At 51.7% G+C, this 19,354-nt stretch carries 14 protein-coding genes; 6 read left to right on the top strand and 8 right to left on the bottom strand.

Translation table 11 applies throughout. The annotated features are described in order from the left end of the window. Window positions 1-113 precede the first annotated feature (113 nt). The gene (locus tag BPSY_RS10035; RefSeq protein ID WP_033497367.1) at window positions 114-968 is read left to right on the top strand and encodes an alpha/beta fold hydrolase; all 855 of its coding nucleotides are present in this window, start codon (window positions 114-116) and stop codon (window positions 966-968) included. Window positions 969-1,034: 66 nt separating this feature from the next. Here BPSY_RS10035 and BPSY_RS10040 read toward each other — a convergent pair whose 3' ends face one another. Continuing rightward, a complete protein-coding gene (locus BPSY_RS10040; RefSeq protein WP_202961810.1) occupies window positions 1,035-1,412 on the bottom strand; it encodes a GNAT family N-acetyltransferase in 378 nt (125 codons plus the stop codon). 1,491 nt (window positions 1,413-2,903) lie between these two features. Here BPSY_RS10040 and BPSY_RS11500 point away from each other — a divergent pair. Continuing rightward, on the top strand, window positions 2,904-3,713 hold the full coding sequence (locus BPSY_RS11500; RefSeq protein WP_157809796.1) for an FRG domain-containing protein: 810 nt from the start codon (window positions 2,904-2,906) through the stop codon (window positions 3,711-3,713). A gap of 156 nt (window positions 3,714-3,869) precedes the next feature. On the opposite strand, the gene BPSY_RS10050 is transcribed toward BPSY_RS11500, so the two are convergent. Beyond that, a complete protein-coding gene (locus BPSY_RS10050; protein ID WP_033497361.1) occupies window positions 3,870-6,263 on the bottom strand; it encodes an nSTAND3 domain-containing NTPase in 2,394 nt (797 codons plus the stop codon). Window positions 6,264-7,827: 1,564 nt separating this feature from the next. Continuing rightward, window positions 7,828-8,316 carry a tetratricopeptide repeat protein gene (locus tag BPSY_RS10055; protein ID WP_033497359.1) on the bottom strand — a complete coding sequence of 163 codons (489 nt, stop codon included), beginning with the start codon at window positions 8,314-8,316 and terminating at the stop codon, window positions 7,828-7,830. Window positions 8,317-8,553: 237 nt separating this feature from the next. On the opposite strand from BPSY_RS10055, the gene BPSY_RS10060 reads away from it, so the two are divergent. After that, window positions 8,554-8,973 (top strand): arsenate-mycothiol transferase ArsC, encoded by a 420-nt coding sequence (locus BPSY_RS10060; RefSeq protein WP_033497462.1) that lies wholly within the window; start codon window positions 8,554-8,556, stop codon window positions 8,971-8,973. Between the two features lie 231 nt (window positions 8,974-9,204). On the opposite strand, the gene BPSY_RS10065 is transcribed toward BPSY_RS10060, so the two are convergent. Further along, window positions 9,205-9,678 carry a GNAT family N-acetyltransferase gene (locus tag BPSY_RS10065; RefSeq protein WP_033497460.1) on the bottom strand — a complete coding sequence of 158 codons (474 nt, stop codon included), beginning with the start codon at window positions 9,676-9,678 and terminating at the stop codon, window positions 9,205-9,207. Between the two features lie 143 nt (window positions 9,679-9,821). Then, complete coding sequence (locus BPSY_RS10070; RefSeq protein WP_033497357.1) at window positions 9,822-10,583, bottom strand: DUF805 domain-containing protein; 762 nt, start codon at window positions 10,581-10,583, stop codon at window positions 9,822-9,824. Between the two features lie 324 nt (window positions 10,584-10,907). Between BPSY_RS10070 and BPSY_RS10075 the strand changes: the two genes are divergently transcribed. Continuing rightward, window positions 10,908-11,414 carry a GNAT family N-acetyltransferase gene (locus BPSY_RS10075; protein WP_033497355.1) on the top strand — a complete coding sequence of 169 codons (507 nt, stop codon included), beginning with the start codon at window positions 10,908-10,910 and terminating at the stop codon, window positions 11,412-11,414. Window positions 11,415-11,843: 429 nt separating this feature from the next. Here BPSY_RS10075 and BPSY_RS10080 read toward each other — a convergent pair whose 3' ends face one another. Continuing rightward, complete coding sequence (locus BPSY_RS10080; protein WP_033497458.1) at window positions 11,844-12,380, bottom strand: GNAT family N-acetyltransferase; 537 nt, start codon at window positions 12,378-12,380, stop codon at window positions 11,844-11,846. A gap of 358 nt (window positions 12,381-12,738) precedes the next feature. On the opposite strand from BPSY_RS10080, the gene BPSY_RS10085 reads away from it, so the two are divergent. Together BPSY_RS10085 and BPSY_RS10090 are read left to right on the top strand one after the other, a co-directional pair. Then, complete coding sequence (locus tag BPSY_RS10085) at window positions 12,739-14,028, top strand: SLC13 family permease (RefSeq protein WP_033497353.1); 1,290 nt, start codon at window positions 12,739-12,741, stop codon at window positions 14,026-14,028. Between the two features lie 195 nt (window positions 14,029-14,223). Next, window positions 14,224-16,146: a DUF262 domain-containing protein gene (locus tag BPSY_RS10090; RefSeq protein WP_081884404.1), complete on the top strand. Its 1,923-nt coding sequence runs from the start codon at window positions 14,224-14,226 to the stop codon at window positions 16,144-16,146. 138 nt (window positions 16,147-16,284) lie between these two features. Here the strand turns inward: BPSY_RS10090 and BPSY_RS10095 are convergent, their stop codons facing one another. Together BPSY_RS10095 and BPSY_RS10100 are read right to left on the bottom strand one after the other, a co-directional pair. After that, window positions 16,285-16,842, bottom strand: a complete 558-nt coding sequence (locus BPSY_RS10095; RefSeq protein WP_033497456.1) for a recombinase family protein — start codon at window positions 16,840-16,842, stop codon at window positions 16,285-16,287. 329 nt (window positions 16,843-17,171) lie between these two features. Next, entirely contained in the window at window positions 17,172-19,199 is a 2,028-nt protein-coding gene (locus BPSY_RS10100; RefSeq protein ID WP_034886830.1) for an isopeptide-forming domain-containing fimbrial protein, read from the bottom strand. Window positions 19,200-19,354 lie beyond the last annotated feature (155 nt).

Here is a 19,354-nt window from a genome sequence, read left to right on the forward strand (position 1 = left end):
GAGTTTATATACACATATCACCCCGTATCACTAAGTGCTGCGGGTTTATTCTTGCTATCAAATAGCATGTTCGACTCCCGCCAGAGGTCTGATGGTATTCATAGACTGACGACATGATTCAGAGCTCTTCACTTCGAGTAACAACGGCTGATGGCAGGACACTCTCCGGTCGATCTTTCGGGCCGACAGATGGAACCCCGATACTGTTCATTGCCGGAGCCGCGACGGGGAAGAGCATGAGCTTCGGCGACGAGCTTCTTGACAGGTTCAATGTACGTCTTCTGACCATGGACCGGCCAGGGATGGGAGATTCCAGCGGATATGAGACTCGAACGCTCGACTCCACCTCGAACGACTACCGTGTCTTCGTTGAGCAGACACTCGGCATACGGGGAGTATCCATATCGGTAATAGCCAATTCGCAGGGAGGCGTTTTCGGTCTTTCGACCGCATTACACGGATGGGTATCGCGACTGGTGCTCGCATCGCCTGCGGACGAGATCTCGAATCCGACCATTCATGCAATGCTGCCACATGAGGCGACACAGCTTGCTGATATTGCCTGTTCCGACCCTGAACAAGCCGCCAATATACTCGCAACCTTCACCCCGCAAGGCATGGAGACCATGGTCATCAATGGTTCGCACCCCAGTGATCAGGCCTTCTACCAGCAGCCAGCATTCCTGGCCCGTTACCGCAAAGCTCTTGAGGAAGGGTTCGCGCAGGACGGCAAGGGGTACGTTACCGACACCCTGATCGCCATGAGGCCTTGGAATCTGAAGTTGACTGATATTCACGTACCGACAACAATTCTGTACGGGGCACATGACCGAAGCCATTCACCGGACAAGACGGCAACGCTCACCAGCAGAATACCCGGCGCCAAGCGTGTGGTCATAGACGACGCTGGCGGGGCTTTACTCTGGACGCACTCCGAGCAGGTACTGCGAGCGGCGCTCGAAAACTGACAGATCATCTGATCGGCAGGATGCGTCACATGTCTGATCGCTTAGGCCACGGCTGCTAAAGGAGGTTCAAGAGAGCATCATGACAATTTCGTGCTCGCCTGTGACTTCATCTATATCCTCTTTCATTCTTGTGAAACCCTCACGGAGATAGAACGCCAAGGCTTTCGAGTTTTTTACATACACGTTAAGCGTGAGCGAACCGTGATCGTCTTTGACCGAATCAAGCAAAGCCTTCCCGATTCCCCGTGAACGGTATGCTCTGCAAACGAACAAACCTGCTATGTAATCTCCGTCAAGGCCGATGAAACCCTTCACGCCTTCGTCGTCATAGACCCGAATATCGGCGTTGCCGATCATGCCGCGGACTGCTTCAAAATTGCTGTTCCAATGTGTGATGGGAATAAAATCGTGTGCGTCCGTGTTGCCCTCGATCCACAGTTTCATCACTGTATCCAAATCGTCGGGTCTCATGACTCTAATCGATGCGTGTCCACAATTGCTCATGCGTATGGAGTATAGCCAACCCTGTTATAAATACACTTGCCCAACCTCGCCATCGATCAGAAAAACCACTTAGCCATCTCCGACACAGCCGCAACGGCTTTCGCGAAAGCACCAGCCCGGAGGCAACAATGAAACAATTCACCAAACAGGAGGAGACCGAGCTCAAATAACTCCATGAGCAAAGCTTCATCCGCAACAAAATCGCCCGACAACTCCACCGCAGCCCAGCACCATCGGCAAATACGCCAAACAACTCGGACTGAGCTTCGCCCGACTGCATTAATGACCCGTTGCATATCCATCCCGACAACATCGCACAATTCCTTGTCGATCAACCACAGCGGAGCTTGATTTTAACGACCGAAAAAATAGCCAACTCCGCCACTCGCCCCGAAGTACAACTGCCATCGATGAAGAATCGAAGCGATAGGAATGTTCGAACTGTGAATATCCGTTTCACTATTCCTCTCCAAATGTTGTCGCCGTAACCACTGGACACATCCTTACGCTTCGCGAATGTTGTGGAGACACTGTACATTCCATGCCCGAAAGAGTTGAGCCGGATACGAGGCAGAAACGTTCTTATTCACACGTTATCGTGCGTCCATTAGAACAGAGCGCTGTAAGAACGATCAACGGGGGGGTGCCGACCCTGCTCAATAAACTTCGGACATATTCACCACATACCTTGCAGTTCGTTCACCCTAGTATGTGACATGAAGACCACCTTTATCTCTTATTTCCAACGGAGAGCACGAACGCAACTGAGAAACGCAATAATTCGAAAACGCCAGAGGTTGCAGTCAGTCGAAAACCTTCTGAAAGCTCCGCTTTTTGTTTAGGTGGACAAGACATAATACCAACTCACCTCCTTTCGTGTAATTCAAAGAGGTGTGCCCCGTTTCATCGGCGAATATCACCATCCGAAATATAGGGCAGACGAAATCACATATACCAGGGCCAGCCCTAAGATAATCCATATTCCACCCCAGCGTTCCTGTCATAATTCGACATGGACATAAGTGGCCTCCATCAAATCATCTTCCTGATTTCCTGTAAGACGAATTTCACTGTATTTCAGCACTCAATGATTTCTGGCGCTGTCCGAAAGATTGTTGACTTGAGGGCCATTAAACGAGGACGAAAACCCAGGGATTAGCAAAACCTAATTGCTCTTTCACTTCAACAATGATTCAAAGCATTCAATCCCCCCCCGTTTTACTCTCAATAAGAGAATCCACCTTCCGTGCGGAAAATACGTAGCAAATAAAGTAATTCATCCTTGCACAGTCAGTCACAGTGTCCTGAAATGGCATCAAGAGAGCAACATCCCAACATTCACTGAGCAGAGTTTGCTCCGATCTAATCGACTACAAAACATGCTTCGTCTGGAGAGTATTGTTGACTCTCGACAACGAAGAAAGGTTCAGGTTGGAAAAGCAATCCAAAGCAGAGATTCCTGCACTACTAGAAGAAATCATTCTTCCTGTAACAGATGCCACGCATACCCATGTTTTTCGTGGGCAAACAAATATTAGATGGGAACCGATTCCCGGTCTATATCGGCGGCTGCTTAGCAATGGATATTCAAAACCCGAGATAACCGAAGCTTTAATAGAAGAATATGAGGAGGATTGTCTGTGCGAGGCTAACGGACTCGGTTTTTATGAATCAAACAGATTAGACACGATGATAAATCTGCAGCATCAAGGAGGCGCAACTCGACTCCTCGACGTATCAAGAGACCCTTTCATCGCCCTTTGGTTCGCCTGTGATGAGAACGAAGATGAAACAGATGGAGTCATATTCGACTATGCGGCCGAAAACTCAATAACTCCTAAATCTGGCCAGATAAACAGTTGGGATCAGCTATCATCTAATATTTCGCCAGGAGCCGCCTTGCTCTATTTTCCAACTTGGAAGAATGAACGCGTAAAAGCTCAATCAGCAGGTTTCTTGACATGTTCAATTCAAAATACCCTCCGTGAAGATTCACCATATACAAAAGACTCCCAGCATCTCACTATTAAAAAAACTATTATTCCAAATTTGCTGAAGAAATCAATACGAGATTACTTGATTAATTGCCGTGGAATGGATACTTACACAATCTATCCCGATTTTGAAGGGTTTGCATTATACAACTCAGCTACCCGCAGCTTCGCTCGATGCTATTCTCACCTTTACGGGCGTAGCGGCAATGGACTGTTCCCCGATCCCTACTCACCACCCTTAGATTAGACTTTTATTAAGCAACTCACCGATCCGCCCATCAGCCGCTCTTCTCTTGCGACTCCTAAGTTATTGCACAATCATTGTTATATGGCTTATTACTATTTCTCTTGATTTGCTAGACAGCCGCAGATCAGAAGGAATCGACCAAAACGTTCGTTCAACTCAGTTGAGTGGACAATCTAACACACCATCGATCTCATATCTATTTGTTGGACCTGAGCTAAAAGAGCTTCCACTATCTCTCTCTTCTTCATCAAACTGATTTTCCATCGAGTCTCGAATTTTCGAGATAAGATCAGATATTTCTGTAATATCAAAATTGTCTAATGGTTCATATATTTTTAAGAGATTTCCACATTCGATTGAAAGCGTATCGGCTAACACCGAATCTTCAATCTCTTCGTCTCGTAATCCTTCACAAATTTGTTTCTGAATATCATCCGAGTAATCTTCTGGGGAATCTAGTTGCTGCTGGATTAAATCTCTTTTTGCTTCATGTATCGCAGCTACCAGTTCATAACCAGGATTCTCACTTCTCAAATCGCCGAATGCCTCTGCACTTATGTCAAACTTGCAAAATTCCATTATCATCGGCTCCACTATTTCAATCATAGAGTCGAATTCATTTATATCTAATAGTTCTGGATTAAATATGCGGGTAAAACAATCTTCTTGAATATCTGGCTGCAAAAGAATACCAAAGAACTGATGAAGAAGATCGTCACTACGATCTGATAGAGCGCTAAATATAATTCTCCAACCATTCGAATAATCTAAGTTCCAAGTTCCATCATACGTATTCAGTGCGTTTGCCAACAGGTCAATACAAATCTCGGTATCGTCTTGAAATTTGATGAGCGTAACTATCCTCTCACCCTGAAACTTCATTGAATCTTGAAAGGCATCCCAGCGTTCCCACATTGTCGAATAGAATTCAACCATGGTGGTTGTATTTCGAATCTGATCAAGAAATTGCGACTTTTCTCTGATCTTATCCAGAAACCGAATAGATTTATTTTTTCTATCAAGGAAGTCGACAATACCTGGGTTCGCAAAACCGACTTCGCGCTCTCCAACACCAATTTTTTTAAATCCAAACCATGATTGATTCAACTTCTCAATAGCCAGGTATGGATCAAATTCGGAAGAAGAAAAATTTTTTGTTGACTGAGCTAATTTTGCTTCCTCAGTTTCTCGACCAGTAAAAGCAAATAGATTGAATAAAAGCCACTGTTCGTTTGACGATAGTCTCTCAAATATTGGGTTATAGATGTATTCTGGGTTATTCAACGTGTGCTGTATGAAGCCTAATACATCTGCATCATCTACGAAATGGTTAGAAATGTACTCTATAAGACGTGGATTAAAATTTTTATGCTCAATAATCTCGTAATATTGTTTTTCTATGGTTCTAGAGAACGAAAAGGACTTTTTTATAGGTTGTCTTAACTGTTCATAGTTGCTCTGGAACCTCTTCTTATCGATGTCTGATCGACGGTTATACACCTGCTCCAGATTTGATCTCAAAATCTTAGCTCTATCAAGATCGTTATACTCAACCATATCAAGAACGGCTATTGAATCCCTTAAGTCGCCAGATAACTTTGCATCAAGGTTATTGAATTGCTGTCTGGCCGATTTCAGTATCTGGGTTCTTGAGTTTAAAACTATATACAAATTTGCCGTGTATCTAAGCCTGTCTAACAGACGGTCAAGTTTCTGCAATTCCGAAGTATCTGTTTCGAGAGAATCACTGCCAAGGAAGTCATCAAATACAATAAATAAGATGCGATCGTCAGCTTTGAAGGATTCGCTATACTCTTTGATCACATCCTGCGCTTCATCAAGTGATCGCCAAATAACTTTCGCTTTTTGGTCTGGATCTAAGGAGAAACTATTAGCAAACAGATTTCCCAACATCTTACACAAGGATGTCTTACCTACACCCGGATTGCCATGAACAAGTAATATATGTCGATTCATTATGAGCTCGTGAGCCTTTTGCAAAAACTCTGTTTCCACATAGTAATGAGGATTAAAAGTAGGAAAGTCTTCCGACAAGATTCGGAATCGATGCTCTGTCAGAATTGTGGAAAGATTACCCCCAATAAGTTTATATTTCCTGAAAACACTTTCACAACATGATTCTGAACTAAGTTCATTGATTCTAGCTTTATCTATCAGATATTTATCTGAGGGGAACAGCTGTGGAAATTCGCATCGTAAATCATGCTGAACTTGCGGGGTTAAACCAACCGAAGTCACGAATACGTAGTGAAAGTCATTTGTCCAACTAAAGTCGATTGCAGTTTGCTGGATTTTCTGAATCTCTTCTACAACCTGTTTCTTGGCATTAGTTTTATATGGGCTCCACCTTTTAGCCTGTATAACAAGGGTCGGATTTGTCGAATCATCGAGCCCATCTATACCGTGATCTTTGCCTTCTGGAAAACCGTGAATTTGTTGATTATTGAAAAGAATTTTACTCAAATCAACTGCGAATCGCTCAAATTCCTCCGAGTCCAAGGAATCTGCTCTTACTCCAACATTACTCATTGTTTTGAGCTTACACTAACTCTTTATCGGAAAATCTAACGATATAAAAATACACTGACAGATTCTCCTTTTGAGGGCATACTCGAACAAATGCAAATCATCATGATCTCAAAAAACAACTTCTCACATACCACAGGCAGAGCCATCTAACTGAGACGAATAGATTGAAGATACTCATTCAACTCAGTCTCACCAGAGAAGGCCGTCTCAGTAAAAATGGCATCGCGGTATGAAGGCAATTTGTTACCTGTTGCTTGTAACAAAAGACAACACCCATTGCAAAAATTCGATGTGACGTCACTGTCGAATCAGCGCGATCACATCGCTCGACTTACCAAATTCGAAGCGGGAACCGATAGAATCACATGAACCTGGAGCACTACGCTGTTGCCAATCAACCACTTGCATGAACCTCAAATCATGCAACCGCTTACACAACACAGTCAGCTTCACATTCCAGAACGACCTCACTCGATAATTAAAATTGGCCTGCCCTCTGCATGAACATATTTGCTGCAATCCAAAACGCACCGCACAAATTAGCATCTCTACCAGCATCATGCCGAACACCCCACCGACAACGTTTTCTCTCATTCCACTTCGACACAACTTGACAAGCATCAAAAGACGGAGCAGTCAACGTCAGCAAGAAAAAACGGAACGCCTCGAGCTGTACACATTCACATAAACGCTAAGAAGAATCTTCATCGCATCCTTCATATACAACTATGAGCAACCGGAATAACGCTTTCTAGAATGATTCCCACATCGAACAGCAATCAACTCACCAGTGACAGCATCCATCAATCCAATCGGACGTTGACAAGGATGGACGTTGAACGCACCACCAAATGCAACTATCGCCAACATCATCAAGACCGTACAAGTGTCTACCTGTGAGCAGCAAAACCATGAGATCTCCACCACCCGCACCCCTCATCAATAACCTCATGTGTCTCTATAACCTGAGCAGACACACCATATAATTGACCGCGCTATTCGGACCACCGCAATATCACCAGTCGTCTGCTGCATAGTCTTATTTGGCGGGCAAGATGATACCTCCCGGTATTCCACCAGTGTCACAGCACAGCCTGAAAGTAACGCAGATGTCACCTTATTCACAACAACAAACCACAGAAAATAGATAGCTTCGAACAAACAACACATTCACACAGCAAATGTCGAGATTCGAACACCCTCATCGCCCCACCCAGATGCCCTTACCGGGACTCACGACATCATCAGAAACCTTGCGCGATCAGTCCATATGGGAGCGCAGCAACACCGGAATACGGGTATGACGATTTTCACTGTTATATTCTGCGGGCAGATTCTACATCGACGTGACCTGTCACCGAAAGGCATGTAGCCAAGCGGTGTTCGATGACGAGACGACCATTGTGGGTGCCGTCAGCATCAAGCGAAGCGTTGAAAGCGCCACCAGCGCGGCATGCAGCACCTGACATATCAGTGATTGGTGGGAGAAATCGACGAGCAATGGACACCGGTCATGAAGCCATACCTCATGGTTTCTCTCCCCCGCGACGTGCCTTTGGGTGCTCTACGCCTCGTGCTTCGTTGCGGTCAGATCCTGCGCGTAGTTCTCGACGGCTCGTTGATAGAGCGGTAGTGTGCGTGCGAGCGCGACAAGTGCAATCTGAAGTGCTTCGTCGCTGTATCCGGCGTCTCGAAGTGCGAGGGCGAGGAAGGCTTGCGCGGCGTCGCCGGTTATCTGATCCTGGGGGTGAGCGCGTAACAGGTCGATCGCGGCCTGGGGGTCACCGATGTTGCGCAGTGAACTGGCGAGTTGAATGATGGCTTGGGGTCTGCGGTCGCCTGTCAAACCGTGGTCGAGAGCGGAGCGGTACAGCGGGATCGCTTCGGTTTCCATGCCAAGGTAGTCGTGCACGGATGCCCATTCGTACAGCGCTTCGGGATCGTCCGCTGGACGTTGCGCTACCAGTTCTCGCATGGCATCCAAGGTTTCGTCGGGTCGTGTGTCGTCGGCCGTTGACCAAAACAGCTCGATCTGCTCATCCCAGCTATGCATGGCCTCATTCTCACATACGAGATGGATGTTCAACCGCCATCGCTTCGACTGCATATCGCTGGTATTCCGGCACTCCGTACGGACATGGTTGCATCCGGCTTACTTTGGGCACCATATGGGCACGAATCATCTGATGAGCCTTCTCCGTAGCGTTTCCTTAATGCTCGCAACGGATGGCGGAGCCTTTCCATGTTCCGCTGGGGGCGTTGGCTCCTAGGGCTTCGTATCCTGTTGGATATGAGCAATGAACAGCAGCAGGATCCGACCGTCGTGGCGTTCGTGTGCACACACAATGCATGTCGTAGCCAGATAGCCGAAGCGTGGGCCAACAAGTATGCATCAGAGGGCATCCGTGCGGTCTCAGCGGGAACCCATCCCGATGAGATGGTCGATCCTGGTGCCATAAGAATCATGAGGTCGAGGCATGGCGTCGACCTGTCCGGCAAACATCCCAAACGTCTGGATGCGGTGGGCAGAATCGATGTGCTGGTCACCATGGGGTGTGGCGTGGCCTGTCCATACGTACCGGGTGCGCGGCTTGTCGAGTGGGATATACCTGATCCAATGGGCGGCAGCGATGAAGCATACGATGAGGTCATCGAAGTGATTCGGAGCAAGGTCAAGGATCTTACCGCCGAGCTGGAGCGCCGACAATAAAGTATTCCGGAAATCATGCTGCGCAGCACACTCAGATCCTGCTCCCGGTCGGATCACTTCCCTTTCAGAGGAGCCTCGACCCTGAGCAGACTTATGAGCAGAATCACTTGCACCTGCGCTCCGCTTCCTTCGATTACGACGGCATGCTTGGGAAGAGCATTGCGCGTGTCGGTTTAGCTGTCGCTCGCAAAGCGATGACTTCCGATAAGTGGGCGTGCTCCGTTGATTCGCTTACAGTTTGCTTGCATAGCAGTAGGAGAGTTTGGATTCTCTGTATGCTCCGAACAGGGGGATCCTGGTGAATCCGTGTTTTTCGTAGAAGCGGATCGCATCGGGTTGACTGGTGCCTGTCTCCAGGACCAGGCATTTCGCGCCCCGATCACGGGCGGCGTTGCGCAAAGCCGTGAGAATCGCCGTGGACGCGCCTTTGCCTCTGGCTTTGGGCGTCGCATACATGCGTTTGATCTCCATGACATCGGATCCGAGTGCGCTGTCGTGGATGGATCTAAGCCCTCCGCACGCCACGGCGGTTCCATGAATGTCCCGAGCGATGAGGAAAACCGTCACGTCGTCGGCGGACGGTGGCGTACCCGGCTCGTGGGTGTCGTTGCCGTATCGTGCGTCGAGCTCGTCACGTTGCTTCTGGCGCAGCATGCGGCCTTCTTGCTGGTCCCAGGAGATTTCCTCCACATGCCAGTCGCTCATCATTGGCCTTTCTGTCGTGCTTGGCTGTCCTCGGGAAATTTACCAATCCCTAACGGAGATGGTGAGAGTGACGTGGCTCCAGGTTGACGAACGGTTGCACTGGGATGCCATGACCTTGATGCGCTGTGGTGCGCCGGTATGGTTCACGGCTGTTGCTGCACATCCGTATCGGGCGTGCCGTCAGGGACGGGTGCAAGGGGCTGTGCCTGATATTGGACGCCCGGCCCTGATGCCTGCATGTCCTGCTGATATCCGGGCTGCGGAGTGTAGCCGGTCGGGTACGCCGTTGCAGGCACACGGTCGAAGCGTGCACCGGCAGGCTGCGAGGGCAGGCACATCATCACGATGTTGGTAATCGCGCCTGCGAGCAGGACGAGCAGACCGAGAAGCAACACCATAACCGCCTGCATAAGATGCCCGCCTCCGGTACGGAACGGGAAATCATAGGGATGGAACAACGCCCACATAACCATTTGGAAAATGGCTGTCAGCATGATGATGGTGCCGGCAATCGACAACCCGCCGATAAGCCAGAGCCAGTGTCCGGACTTGTTGGCATCGTGCAGTCTACGGGCGGAAACGGCGTATTGAGGCACGAGGAACGCCAAGGACGTCATCAGAGAGATTATTCCGAAGGGATTTGTCTGCGTCCGCCCCTCTCCTGACGCGACGGGGAACAAATTGATACTATTCGTCAGGATGAAAATGCCGATCGACACAAGCGTTGTGAACAGGTAGCTCCACCAGTATTCGCTTCGGGATGCACGCCCGCTGAAAGTCGCGTACTTCCTCCAGAATCTGACGATGGCGTTGCCGAAACCGATCCCGTACCACGGCTGATCAAGCGGAGGCTCGCACTGGACGGGCTGCTGGAGTATCGGTGGTGTCGCCTGATATTGAGCCATGATGAATCCTTAATACAATAGTTTTGCTATCACAAAGCATACTTGCCCGGCGATCTTTACACCTTTCACCACCGAACACCACACGTTCACAACCGCTGTTGAGCAGTCGGGATTCTCAGCATGATGGCCGTGTTTTCCACTGCATCCAAGCTGATAATCGTCCATATTGAGCCAGCAGACTTCTGGCAGCCTCATCACGGTCACCAAGCCCCGCCTTCGTCAGAGTCCTGGACACGGCAGCGGCACGGCGTACCGATCGGGGATGCAGGGAGCAGCCCGGAAAATAACCCAGGCTCCGTCGGGTCCACTGATATCGTTTGAGATATGAGTGTGTGTCTGCGTGCTTCGAATAGCTCTGACCTTCAGCATCTCGCACCGATCGAGGAACAGGCGGACGTCCTGTTCCTCGAGTTGTTCCACCCGGAGCACTGGGATTCAGCGCCAACAGGCGCCGACAGGCTGGCCCAGGGTGGTTTCATCATAGTGGCCGAACATCAATCGGGACGTCTTGTCGGTTTCGTGCACGTCCTGGAACATTCCGGCATCGCCCATCTGGAACAGTTGTCGGTGCTTCCCGACTTCGGTAGAAGGGGAATAGGAGGCCGACTGGTCGGCGCGGCCGAGCAAGCGGCAAAGGATCGTGGATACCATGAACTGACCTTGCGGACATATGCCGACGTTCCATGGAACGCTCAGTTCTACCGTGGACTCGGCTTCAATGAAGAGGAGCCAAGCACCGAATTCCACAGGAATCTGGCAGCCGTCGAAAAGAGGATGGGACTGGATGAATTCGGGAGACGAGTACAAATGCATGTGATCCTGAATCCATGACCGTGTGGAGGCATCAGATCAGAATATCGACATCGCCCGGAGTGAGGTCGAAGCCGCGAACTTGACCATCGGCACTCCCGGATGCGCACTCCGAGCGCTCACTCGGAAAGCGCGGTCGAGGCCCATGCAGTATGTAAGGATTTCACTGGATGTCATTACGCGCATGACCAAGCGTGAGGTTTCAGCCTGTTACTCGGGCAGCACAATCACAAGGTCTTCGTGCGGGATTCCTCAGTTCCTCTCGGTGTAGGCCAAGCAATCACCACACCTACCAAGCCAAAGCCAACCCCACCGATACGATCAGGCCTGCTGACCACCCGGCAACTACCCACGGCGAGCAGCCTCAACATCCTAGACATTCTCATCGCGGCCGCAAAACCCGCTCCCGGCATCACGACGGGTGCGGGCTTTCTGCGTTTGGGATTGCCCTCAGACCTGTCGCCATTCTTTGCGAAGTATGGCGTATTCTCGGGTGTTCTCGTAGTGTTTCGTGCCATCCGCATTGTTGACGAATGATATGAACTCACGGTACAGAGCCTCCTGTCTCATACCCAGACGTTCGCACAGGCGTTGTGACGGGAGATTATCGTCTTCAACATAGGCGTAGATCCTGCGTGCCTGCCGATCATGGAATAGGTGGTTGAGAAATGCGATAGCCGCTTCGGTGGCATATCCCAGACCTCCGAATGTGGGATTGAAGTTCCAACCGACACCGTAGGTATCGGGTTGATCGAATTCAGCGAAGACACTGCCGATCAAACGGTCATCATCCTTGGTGCAAACGGCCAGTTGCAGATCATCGCCAGATTTCTCACGAATGTCCCGCTGCGCTGCGGCTAAGGAGCCCAGTCTTTCGCGAGCGAAGCAATGGACCGTCGGGTTTGCCCTGTATTCAAGGAGCGCAGCCGCATCCCGATCCTGATAGTTCCTGAGTACGAGCCTGTCTGTATTGATTGCTGTGATCATATCCGCATCCCTGGTAGTGGTGTCCTGCCGCGTCTGCGGGTCATCGGACGATACCGGTCTGAGCCGGCCACTTACCACGGTATAGGAGTCTCCTCCATCATGCCAGGCATACATATTGCATTCATATGCAGGAATATAGGTGGGCCCCGGTGGTATTGCTCGACACGAGATGCTCTATTTGAGTCCGGTAGACTCTCTGCCGCACCATAGCCGTATTGCTGTTTCACGTTGTATTGCAAGCACGGCATTGTTGTTCTCAGCAGACACGACCTCCGCTCCGCGATTCTCCTGGAGTCGCGCGTACTCTGGTGCCGGTCGGAACGTGGCTCATCCATAGGCGCAGCGTTGGGAGGTGGGAATGACGGGATTGATGAACGAGATCGCAGCCGTCGTGGTGCTCCTGTGCCTGCTTGTGGTCGTGATCGTAAAGCCGCGTCGCATACCTGAAGGTCTGGCGGGCTTCGCAGGAGCTTTGCTGCTTGTTGCCATTGGGGCCACCACCGCGACTGCCGCCGTTTCACAGATCGGCGAGCTAATGCCGACCGCGTTGTTCCTTGGGACATGTCTGATTCTTGCGGGGTTGTGCGAGAGGGAAGGTCTGTTCTCTTATCTCGGGAGAGTAACGGTCAGGCTTTCACACGGCAATCCTTCGCGATTGTTTCTGCTGTCCTTTCTCATGTGCGCAATAGTGACGGCTGCCCTGAGTCTTGACACAACCGTGCTGCTGTTGACACCGGTCATACTGCATATGACGAATCGGGCGCGTGCCGATTTCCGTCCGTATGTATATGCGGCCTGTCATCTGGCCAATACGGCGTCGTTGTTGCTGCCGGTGTCGAATCTGACGAATCTTCTCGCCATGAACAGCTCCGGTCTTGATTTTCTCGCTTTCGCCCGGACGATGTTCCTGCCGTGGTGCGCGGCTATTGCCGTCGAATACATCGTGATGCGCATAGCGTTCCGATTCTCTTTTTCAGATGAGGTCCTGCTCGAAGGCAGGGCCAAACGCGATGAGGACAGTACCGGTGAAGATTCGAAGGAAAATGTCCCGATCTTTGCCCTGTGTGTGGTGATAGCTTCCCTGGGCGGATTCATGGTCTCGAGTTCGCTGGGAGCTCCCCCATTCTGGGTTGCCCTGCTGGCTTGCATGGTGTTGTTGGTGCATAGGGTAATTCGCGAAGGTGCCGTCCTGGGGAAAGAGTTTCGACGGATATCCAAGGATTCAAACCTCTCGTTCCTGGTGTTCGTACTGTCTCTCGCGGTCGTCGTGTCCGCGCTTTCCGGAAATGGTCTGGGAAGTCTTCTCTCGCCTCTGTTCTCCGGCGAAGCGACATTGGTGAAGCTGCTGGTTGTAGCCGGCTGCTCAGCTCTGGCCGCGAATCTCTTGAATAATCTGCCGGCGGCGATGCTGCTGATTCCTCTGGCCGCATCCAGCGGATCGACCATGGTGATGGCGGTGCTCATCGGGGTCAATATCGGACCCAATCTCACCTACGCGGGTTCTCTGGCGACAATTCTGTGGAGACGAATCGTGCACAACCACGGCAAACGCATCACTCTCGCCCGCTTTACAGGCATCGGGCTCGTCAGTGTGCCCCTGTGCATATTCTTCGCGACACTGTCCCTCTGGCTCGTAACCCTGCACTGAAGCCCGCTTGATGTGCTGCACCATCATCATGCGGGACCACCAGCGCACGCACCATAAGCGCTCGATTGGAGGCAAGAGTGACTTCGTCGGCTTGTTCTGGTTTTAGACATATTAATCCATCTGTTGCCGGGATCGTTTTACTGCTTGTCGTTTCTGAAATGCCTGCTTTTATTCCAACTGGATTCTATAGGATTCATGCGCTTGCCTGAGGTGATTCTCACGCCTGTTGCAATCATTGCACTTCTCCCTTTTTATACTCCATCGGACCATGATGAGGATCGCGGTTGCAATGCTTGGGTGGTCGTATGGTTGCAGCATATGGAGGTTGGAGAACAAGACCGGAGGAAATGGACTGCAATGGGCGATGGCAACGGGTATCAAGACGCGATTACCATTCGAGAGGCAATGGACTTTATACGGAACAGGCAGTATCTTCTGCCTGGTATCCAGCGACGGTTCACGTGGGGCATGGATCGTATTGAAAAGCTGTTCGATAGCGTGATGCGCGGCTATCCCATCAATACACTCATGTTGTGGCGCGTCACCGATGATCTCGTCAAACGTAATTACCGTTTCTACAACTTCATTGAAAGCTATAGCGAAGAGCGGGGAGGAGGTAAGGGAAATAAGTATTTTGCGACTGACGGGTACGGCGACTTCTGTGCGGTCATCGACGGACAGCAGCGTTTGACCAGCCTGTATCTTGGTCTTCTGGGAACGTACTCTTCACATCAGCGGTACAAATCCTGGGACAAGACCGGGAGCTTCACCGAGAGGGTGCTATGTCTGGATCTGATTGGGCAAGACGATCAGGATGATGCGGACAATGCGTATGATTTCAAGTTCCGCGAAAATACCGAGCATGAACCCGAAGTCACCGTGGACACCTCGGGCATCAGGCATTTCTGGTTCGAAGTCAGAGAAATCATGTCCATGAGCGATGAGCATGCTGTGCTGGGATACATCCGAAACCATGATCTTGAGTCAACAACTGCCGCTTCTGACCGCCTGAAGCGGCTGCACAAGCGTATCCACATCGAACACACCTTGGTGCCATATGTGTTGGAGGACCAGGATCAGGACAAGGTTTTGGAGATCTTCACCCGCACTAACAGCGGTGGGGTGCCCCTGAGCAAATCGGATCTCATTATGGCGATCGCCGCGGCGAATTGGCCGGAGGTCAGAGACAAGGTGGACACATTAGCCGAAAACATCAACAAGGATACGAACAACGCTTTCAGTATCGACAAGGACTTCGTTCTCAAATCCTTCCTCGTTCTATACAATGACGATGTCACCTATAAAGTGAAGAACTTCGGGGCTTCGCAGGTCGCGATATTGCGACGACAGTGGGCAGAGCTGAGTGATGTCACTGAAGCTACCTTCGCCTTCCTGAAGAATCAGGGTTTTGACAATACCTCATTCAAGGCGAAAAACGCAGCGATCCCGATTATGCAGTACTTCCTAGAAACCGGCACATACCGAAAAGCAGAGAAATCAACATTCGACCAGGGTGTGTCCAGCGACATTATCCGTTGGCTCACGATGTGTTTCCTCAAGAACATCTTCAGCGGTCAGTCCGACAGTCTGCTTTCACAGCTGCGCAAAATAATCAGGTCCTGCTCCCGTCCGAATTACTTTCCTCTTGGTGAAATCATCGAGCGCTTCAAAGGCACTACCAAGAACTATTCCTTCGATGACGATTTCCTCGACGCGCTGCTTAATCTGCGCTTCGGCGACCGTAATGCAATCTATGTATTGAGGTTGCTTCAGGGAAGCCTCGACCCCGAGAAGGCATATGAGCAGGATCATCTGCACCCACACTCTGCATTCCTTGATGAGGAACAACTCAAGACTGTGTTCACCGACCCATCCGATTTCGCTTTTTCGCAGGATCCAGCCAACTGGGACACCCTGGCGAACATGCAACTCCTGGAAAAAATCAACAACATCAGCAAATCCGATATCCCCTTACACCAATGGGCAGCGGACACGGGAAGAACCGCCGCATTTTTCCTCGTCCCTCCTGACACCAGCCTTGAATTCAAGGACTTCCGGACCTTCATAGAGGCCAGGCGTAAAAGCATCAAACAGCGCATCCGGGAAGTAATCCAATAAAAGGTAGTCGCCCAAGAAAGTAATGACTGGTATAGATGCCACGTTCCCTGCGGCCCCAACCCACTTCTAGCTATCGTCTTCAGCTCACTTTGCACCCCTTGCTCCCACGGATGGTCTCTCAAGACTGTGTTCGCACTGTCAGGATGGGTGGGACGAAAGTGCTTTGTAGACGCTGGTTCTGCCGATGCCCATGGTTGCGGCTATCTCATTGATGCTTCTACCTTGCACGTGGCGAAGTGCGTGTACCCGTTGCACGGTGTCCTTATCCAGGACGCTGGGTCGGCCGCCTTTTCTCCCCCTGACTCTGGCGGCCTGCAATCCAGCCATCGTGCGTTCACGGATGAGGTCACGTTCAAACTGGGCAACCGCGGCAAACACATTGAAGATGAGCGTACCTCCGGCACTGGTAGTGTCCATGTTCTCGGTCAGCGAGCGGAATCCGACACCTTTCGCGCCAAGTTTTTCGACAAGATCGACCAGGTTCGCCACGGACCGGCCCAATCGGTCCAATTTCCATACCACGACTACATCTCCGTCAACGACGGTGTCCATCATCAGGTCAAGTTGCACCCTGTGACTGGTAGCTCCTGACGCGTAGTCCGAGTATATGCTGTCGCACCCCGCTTTGGTGAGAGCGTCTATCTGGAGTTCGGGTCGTTGTTCTTGGGTGCTGACCCTGGCGTAACCGATGTTCATCTTCCCATTGTTCGAGGACCGTCGGATATCGCTGATTGTGACGTGTAGAGCGACCACATCACATTCGGGAAAGGGTCCTTTCCCGAATGAAATGTTCCATATCGGCATAGCGCTGACGGTCATTGTTTGTATCTCTGCCGACAAGCGTTGTGCGTGGTTCACAAAGGCGGTCTTGACTTCCATTGATTCCTATATGGGAATCACTTAGGAGATATCATCGGAAACTCCGTTTTACCGCACTGGCACTGAATGCGTCTTCATCCGACACACCATTGCCACCTGATGCAGCAAGCGCCCCACTTTACAAGTGGGGCGCTTCGAAAAACCGCTCAGCTGAGGATGTTGGCGGTGGTTTCGGCTCGGTGGGCCTGGTAGTACGGGCGTACCGCGAACACCAGAAACAGTGTGGCGAGCACCAACAGGACGAGGATGCCCACACCCCCGGTGTACGGCAGGTTCGCCAGGGAGTGCGCCGGGTCGGCCACCATCACCGCGCGACCATCCCGGGACACGAAGGCCAGGCCGGTGCCATGGGTGCGATACGAGGCCAAGGTCACCTCACTGGCGTCGGTGTTCCACACCGGGAGCACCTCCACCATGAAGGCCGGCACCTTGAAATACCCCGACGGAGCCACACTCTCCCCCAACGAGAGCGCACGAGCCTCCACACCCAGTATGTTGAGCGTGCCGTCCGTGTGGGAGAAGACCTCACTGAGCACGCCGGTGTCGCCGGGCACCGCCAATCGGTACACGCCGTCCGACAGTCTCGTGAACCGCAGAACCTGCCCGTCGCGCGTCACCTCGAAGCCCGCGCCACCAAGCTTCCTCGACACATCGTCCTTGTCGACCTTCACCAGGTCCAACCCGAACACATACGCATGAGCCGTCGCGCTTTTGGACTCCACGCCCGGGCCCGCATCATCCCAACCCGGGGATACCCCTGCTACCCGTGAGCGGGTCAGGGTCGCCGTGTTCACATTCGGATGCAAACCCCCACCACCCGGAGCGGACAGGGACGCGCCCGTATTCAACACCGCCGCATACCGGATACGGATCAGCGAACCCACCGGAACACCGGCCTTGTTCGTCGTACCCGAGGAACCGTTGTCCCCGGCGAACAAGGCCTTCAACCCATCCACCGACACCGTCTGACCAGACACGGACACCATCAAACCCGGCGTGCCCGTCACATCCGTATCCGGGGAAGGCACATCCATCAACACCCGCACCGATGACGCGGCAGGCAAGGTCAAGCCCGCATCTGCCACATCGGACAGGGCGAACACGTAAGAGGAGTACGGCAAAGAAGCAAAGGACGACAGGTCGGGCACCTGGAGCGCGATCTCATACTCCACCTGACTCCCCAGGTCGAAACCATCCATACCCGCATCATTGAGCACACGCTTCGAGACATCCAACACCGAAGTCTTCAACGAAGCACGACCCAACCTCGGCTTGCCCTTGACACCGGCATCGGCGAAATCCACCATACGGCCATCACCACCGTCCAACGCCGGGTTGAAGACCCTGGTGCCCACGATGATCGGCAGGGAACCACCAGACGCCTGACTATCATCCACCACCAAATACAAGCCAGGACCAGACACCGGCAACACCACCGTCGACAGGGAAGAGAACGTGCCCGCCGGCAGGCTGCCCGCCACCGGCCCCAGGGACCCAGTGTCACCCGCCAACGCCTGGGCGAACAACTGCAGACTGCCCGCATACAGACTGAACGCACTGGTCACATCATCACTCAACGGGCTGGTCGGATACCCCAACCAATGCGACCCCACCCAACCGATGGGATTACCCGCATCCACACCCACACCACCCGCCACACCAGCAGCAGCCAGAAGCGCCGACACCAACCCAGCAGGAGTCGTCAACTTCACCGACCCGAGCGCACCCGTATGATCGAACACCGTATCCGCATAATCACCGATTTTGTACGCTTTCAACCCGCCCGACGTGACACCCGTCACCTCAATGCCATACGAGGGAGGAACCTGCACCTTCCAGCCCGTGATCGTGGCCTTCACCGGCTCCGTCGCCCTATTCGTCAACCCGACCGTGGCACTGCCATCCTCTTGACCCCACACATACAGGTCATAATCTTTCGTGGCATCCGGCATCAGAGTCTCAGGCAAGGCCATATTGCCGCCAGCACTCGTACGACCAGAACCCAACACCATGGAGGTAACCGGATCCACAATCTTCCAACCCATGTCCGAGCCCAGATCAGAACTACCCGACAGACTCAACATCCGCGAACCCGCAGCACCCGACACCGAAGCCGACCACGAATCCAGCTGCTTGCCCGACTCCACATAGGTCAACCGCAAATCACCAGACATACTCTGACCCTGATCGCCACTATCCGCCGACAACACCAACCCATCAAGACCCAAACGAACAGCAGGACGCAAACCCATAGTAGAGAGAAATACGTTGTGATAGTCGACGGAACCGATATCACGTACATAGAACGCCCAGAAGGGGTCGCTCCATC

Source organism: Bifidobacterium psychraerophilum (genome assembly GCF_000741705.1).
In the GTDB taxonomy this organism is placed as follows: Bacteria; Actinomycetota; Actinomycetes; order Actinomycetales; family Bifidobacteriaceae; genus Bombiscardovia; species Bombiscardovia psychraerophila.

Bases quoted from the DNA above. Each gene is read 5' to 3' on its own strand.
- BPSY_RS10060 (WP_033497462.1), top strand. From the start codon at position 8,554: ATGAGCAATGAACAGCAGCAGGATCCGACCGTCGTGGCGTTCGTGTGC.
- BPSY_RS10095 (WP_033497456.1), bottom strand. From the start codon at position 16,842: ATGAACATCGGTTACGCCAGGGTCAGCACCCAAGAACAACGACCCGAA.
- BPSY_RS10040 (WP_202961810.1), bottom strand. From the start codon at position 1,412: ATGAAACTGTGGATCGAGGGCAACACGGACGCACACGATTTTATTCCC.
- BPSY_RS10085 (WP_033497353.1), top strand. From the start codon at position 12,739: ATGACGGGATTGATGAACGAGATCGCAGCCGTCGTGGTGCTCCTGTGC.
- BPSY_RS10055 (WP_033497359.1), bottom strand. From the start codon at position 8,316: ATGCATAGCTGGGATGAGCAGATCGAGCTGTTTTGGTCAACGGCCGAC.
- BPSY_RS10070 (WP_033497357.1), bottom strand. From the start codon at position 10,583: ATGGCTCAATATCAGGCGACACCACCGATACTCCAGCAGCCCGTCCAG.
- BPSY_RS10090 (WP_081884404.1), top strand. From the start codon at position 14,224: ATGCGCTTGCCTGAGGTGATTCTCACGCCTGTTGCAATCATTGCACTT.
- BPSY_RS10100 (WP_034886830.1), bottom strand. From the start codon at position 19,199: ATGTCTGGTGATTTGCGGTTGACCTATGTGGAGTCGGGCAAGCAGCTG.
- BPSY_RS10075 (WP_033497355.1), top strand. From the start codon at position 10,908: ATGAGTGTGTGTCTGCGTGCTTCGAATAGCTCTGACCTTCAGCATCTC.
- BPSY_RS10035 (WP_033497367.1), top strand. From the start codon at position 114: ATGATTCAGAGCTCTTCACTTCGAGTAACAACGGCTGATGGCAGGACA.
- BPSY_RS10050 (WP_033497361.1), bottom strand. From the start codon at position 6,263: ATGAGTAATGTTGGAGTAAGAGCAGATTCCTTGGACTCGGAGGAATTT.
- BPSY_RS10080 (WP_033497458.1), bottom strand. From the start codon at position 12,380: ATGATCACAGCAATCAATACAGACAGGCTCGTACTCAGGAACTATCAG.
- BPSY_RS10065 (WP_033497460.1), bottom strand. From the start codon at position 9,678: ATGAGCGACTGGCATGTGGAGGAAATCTCCTGGGACCAGCAAGAAGGC.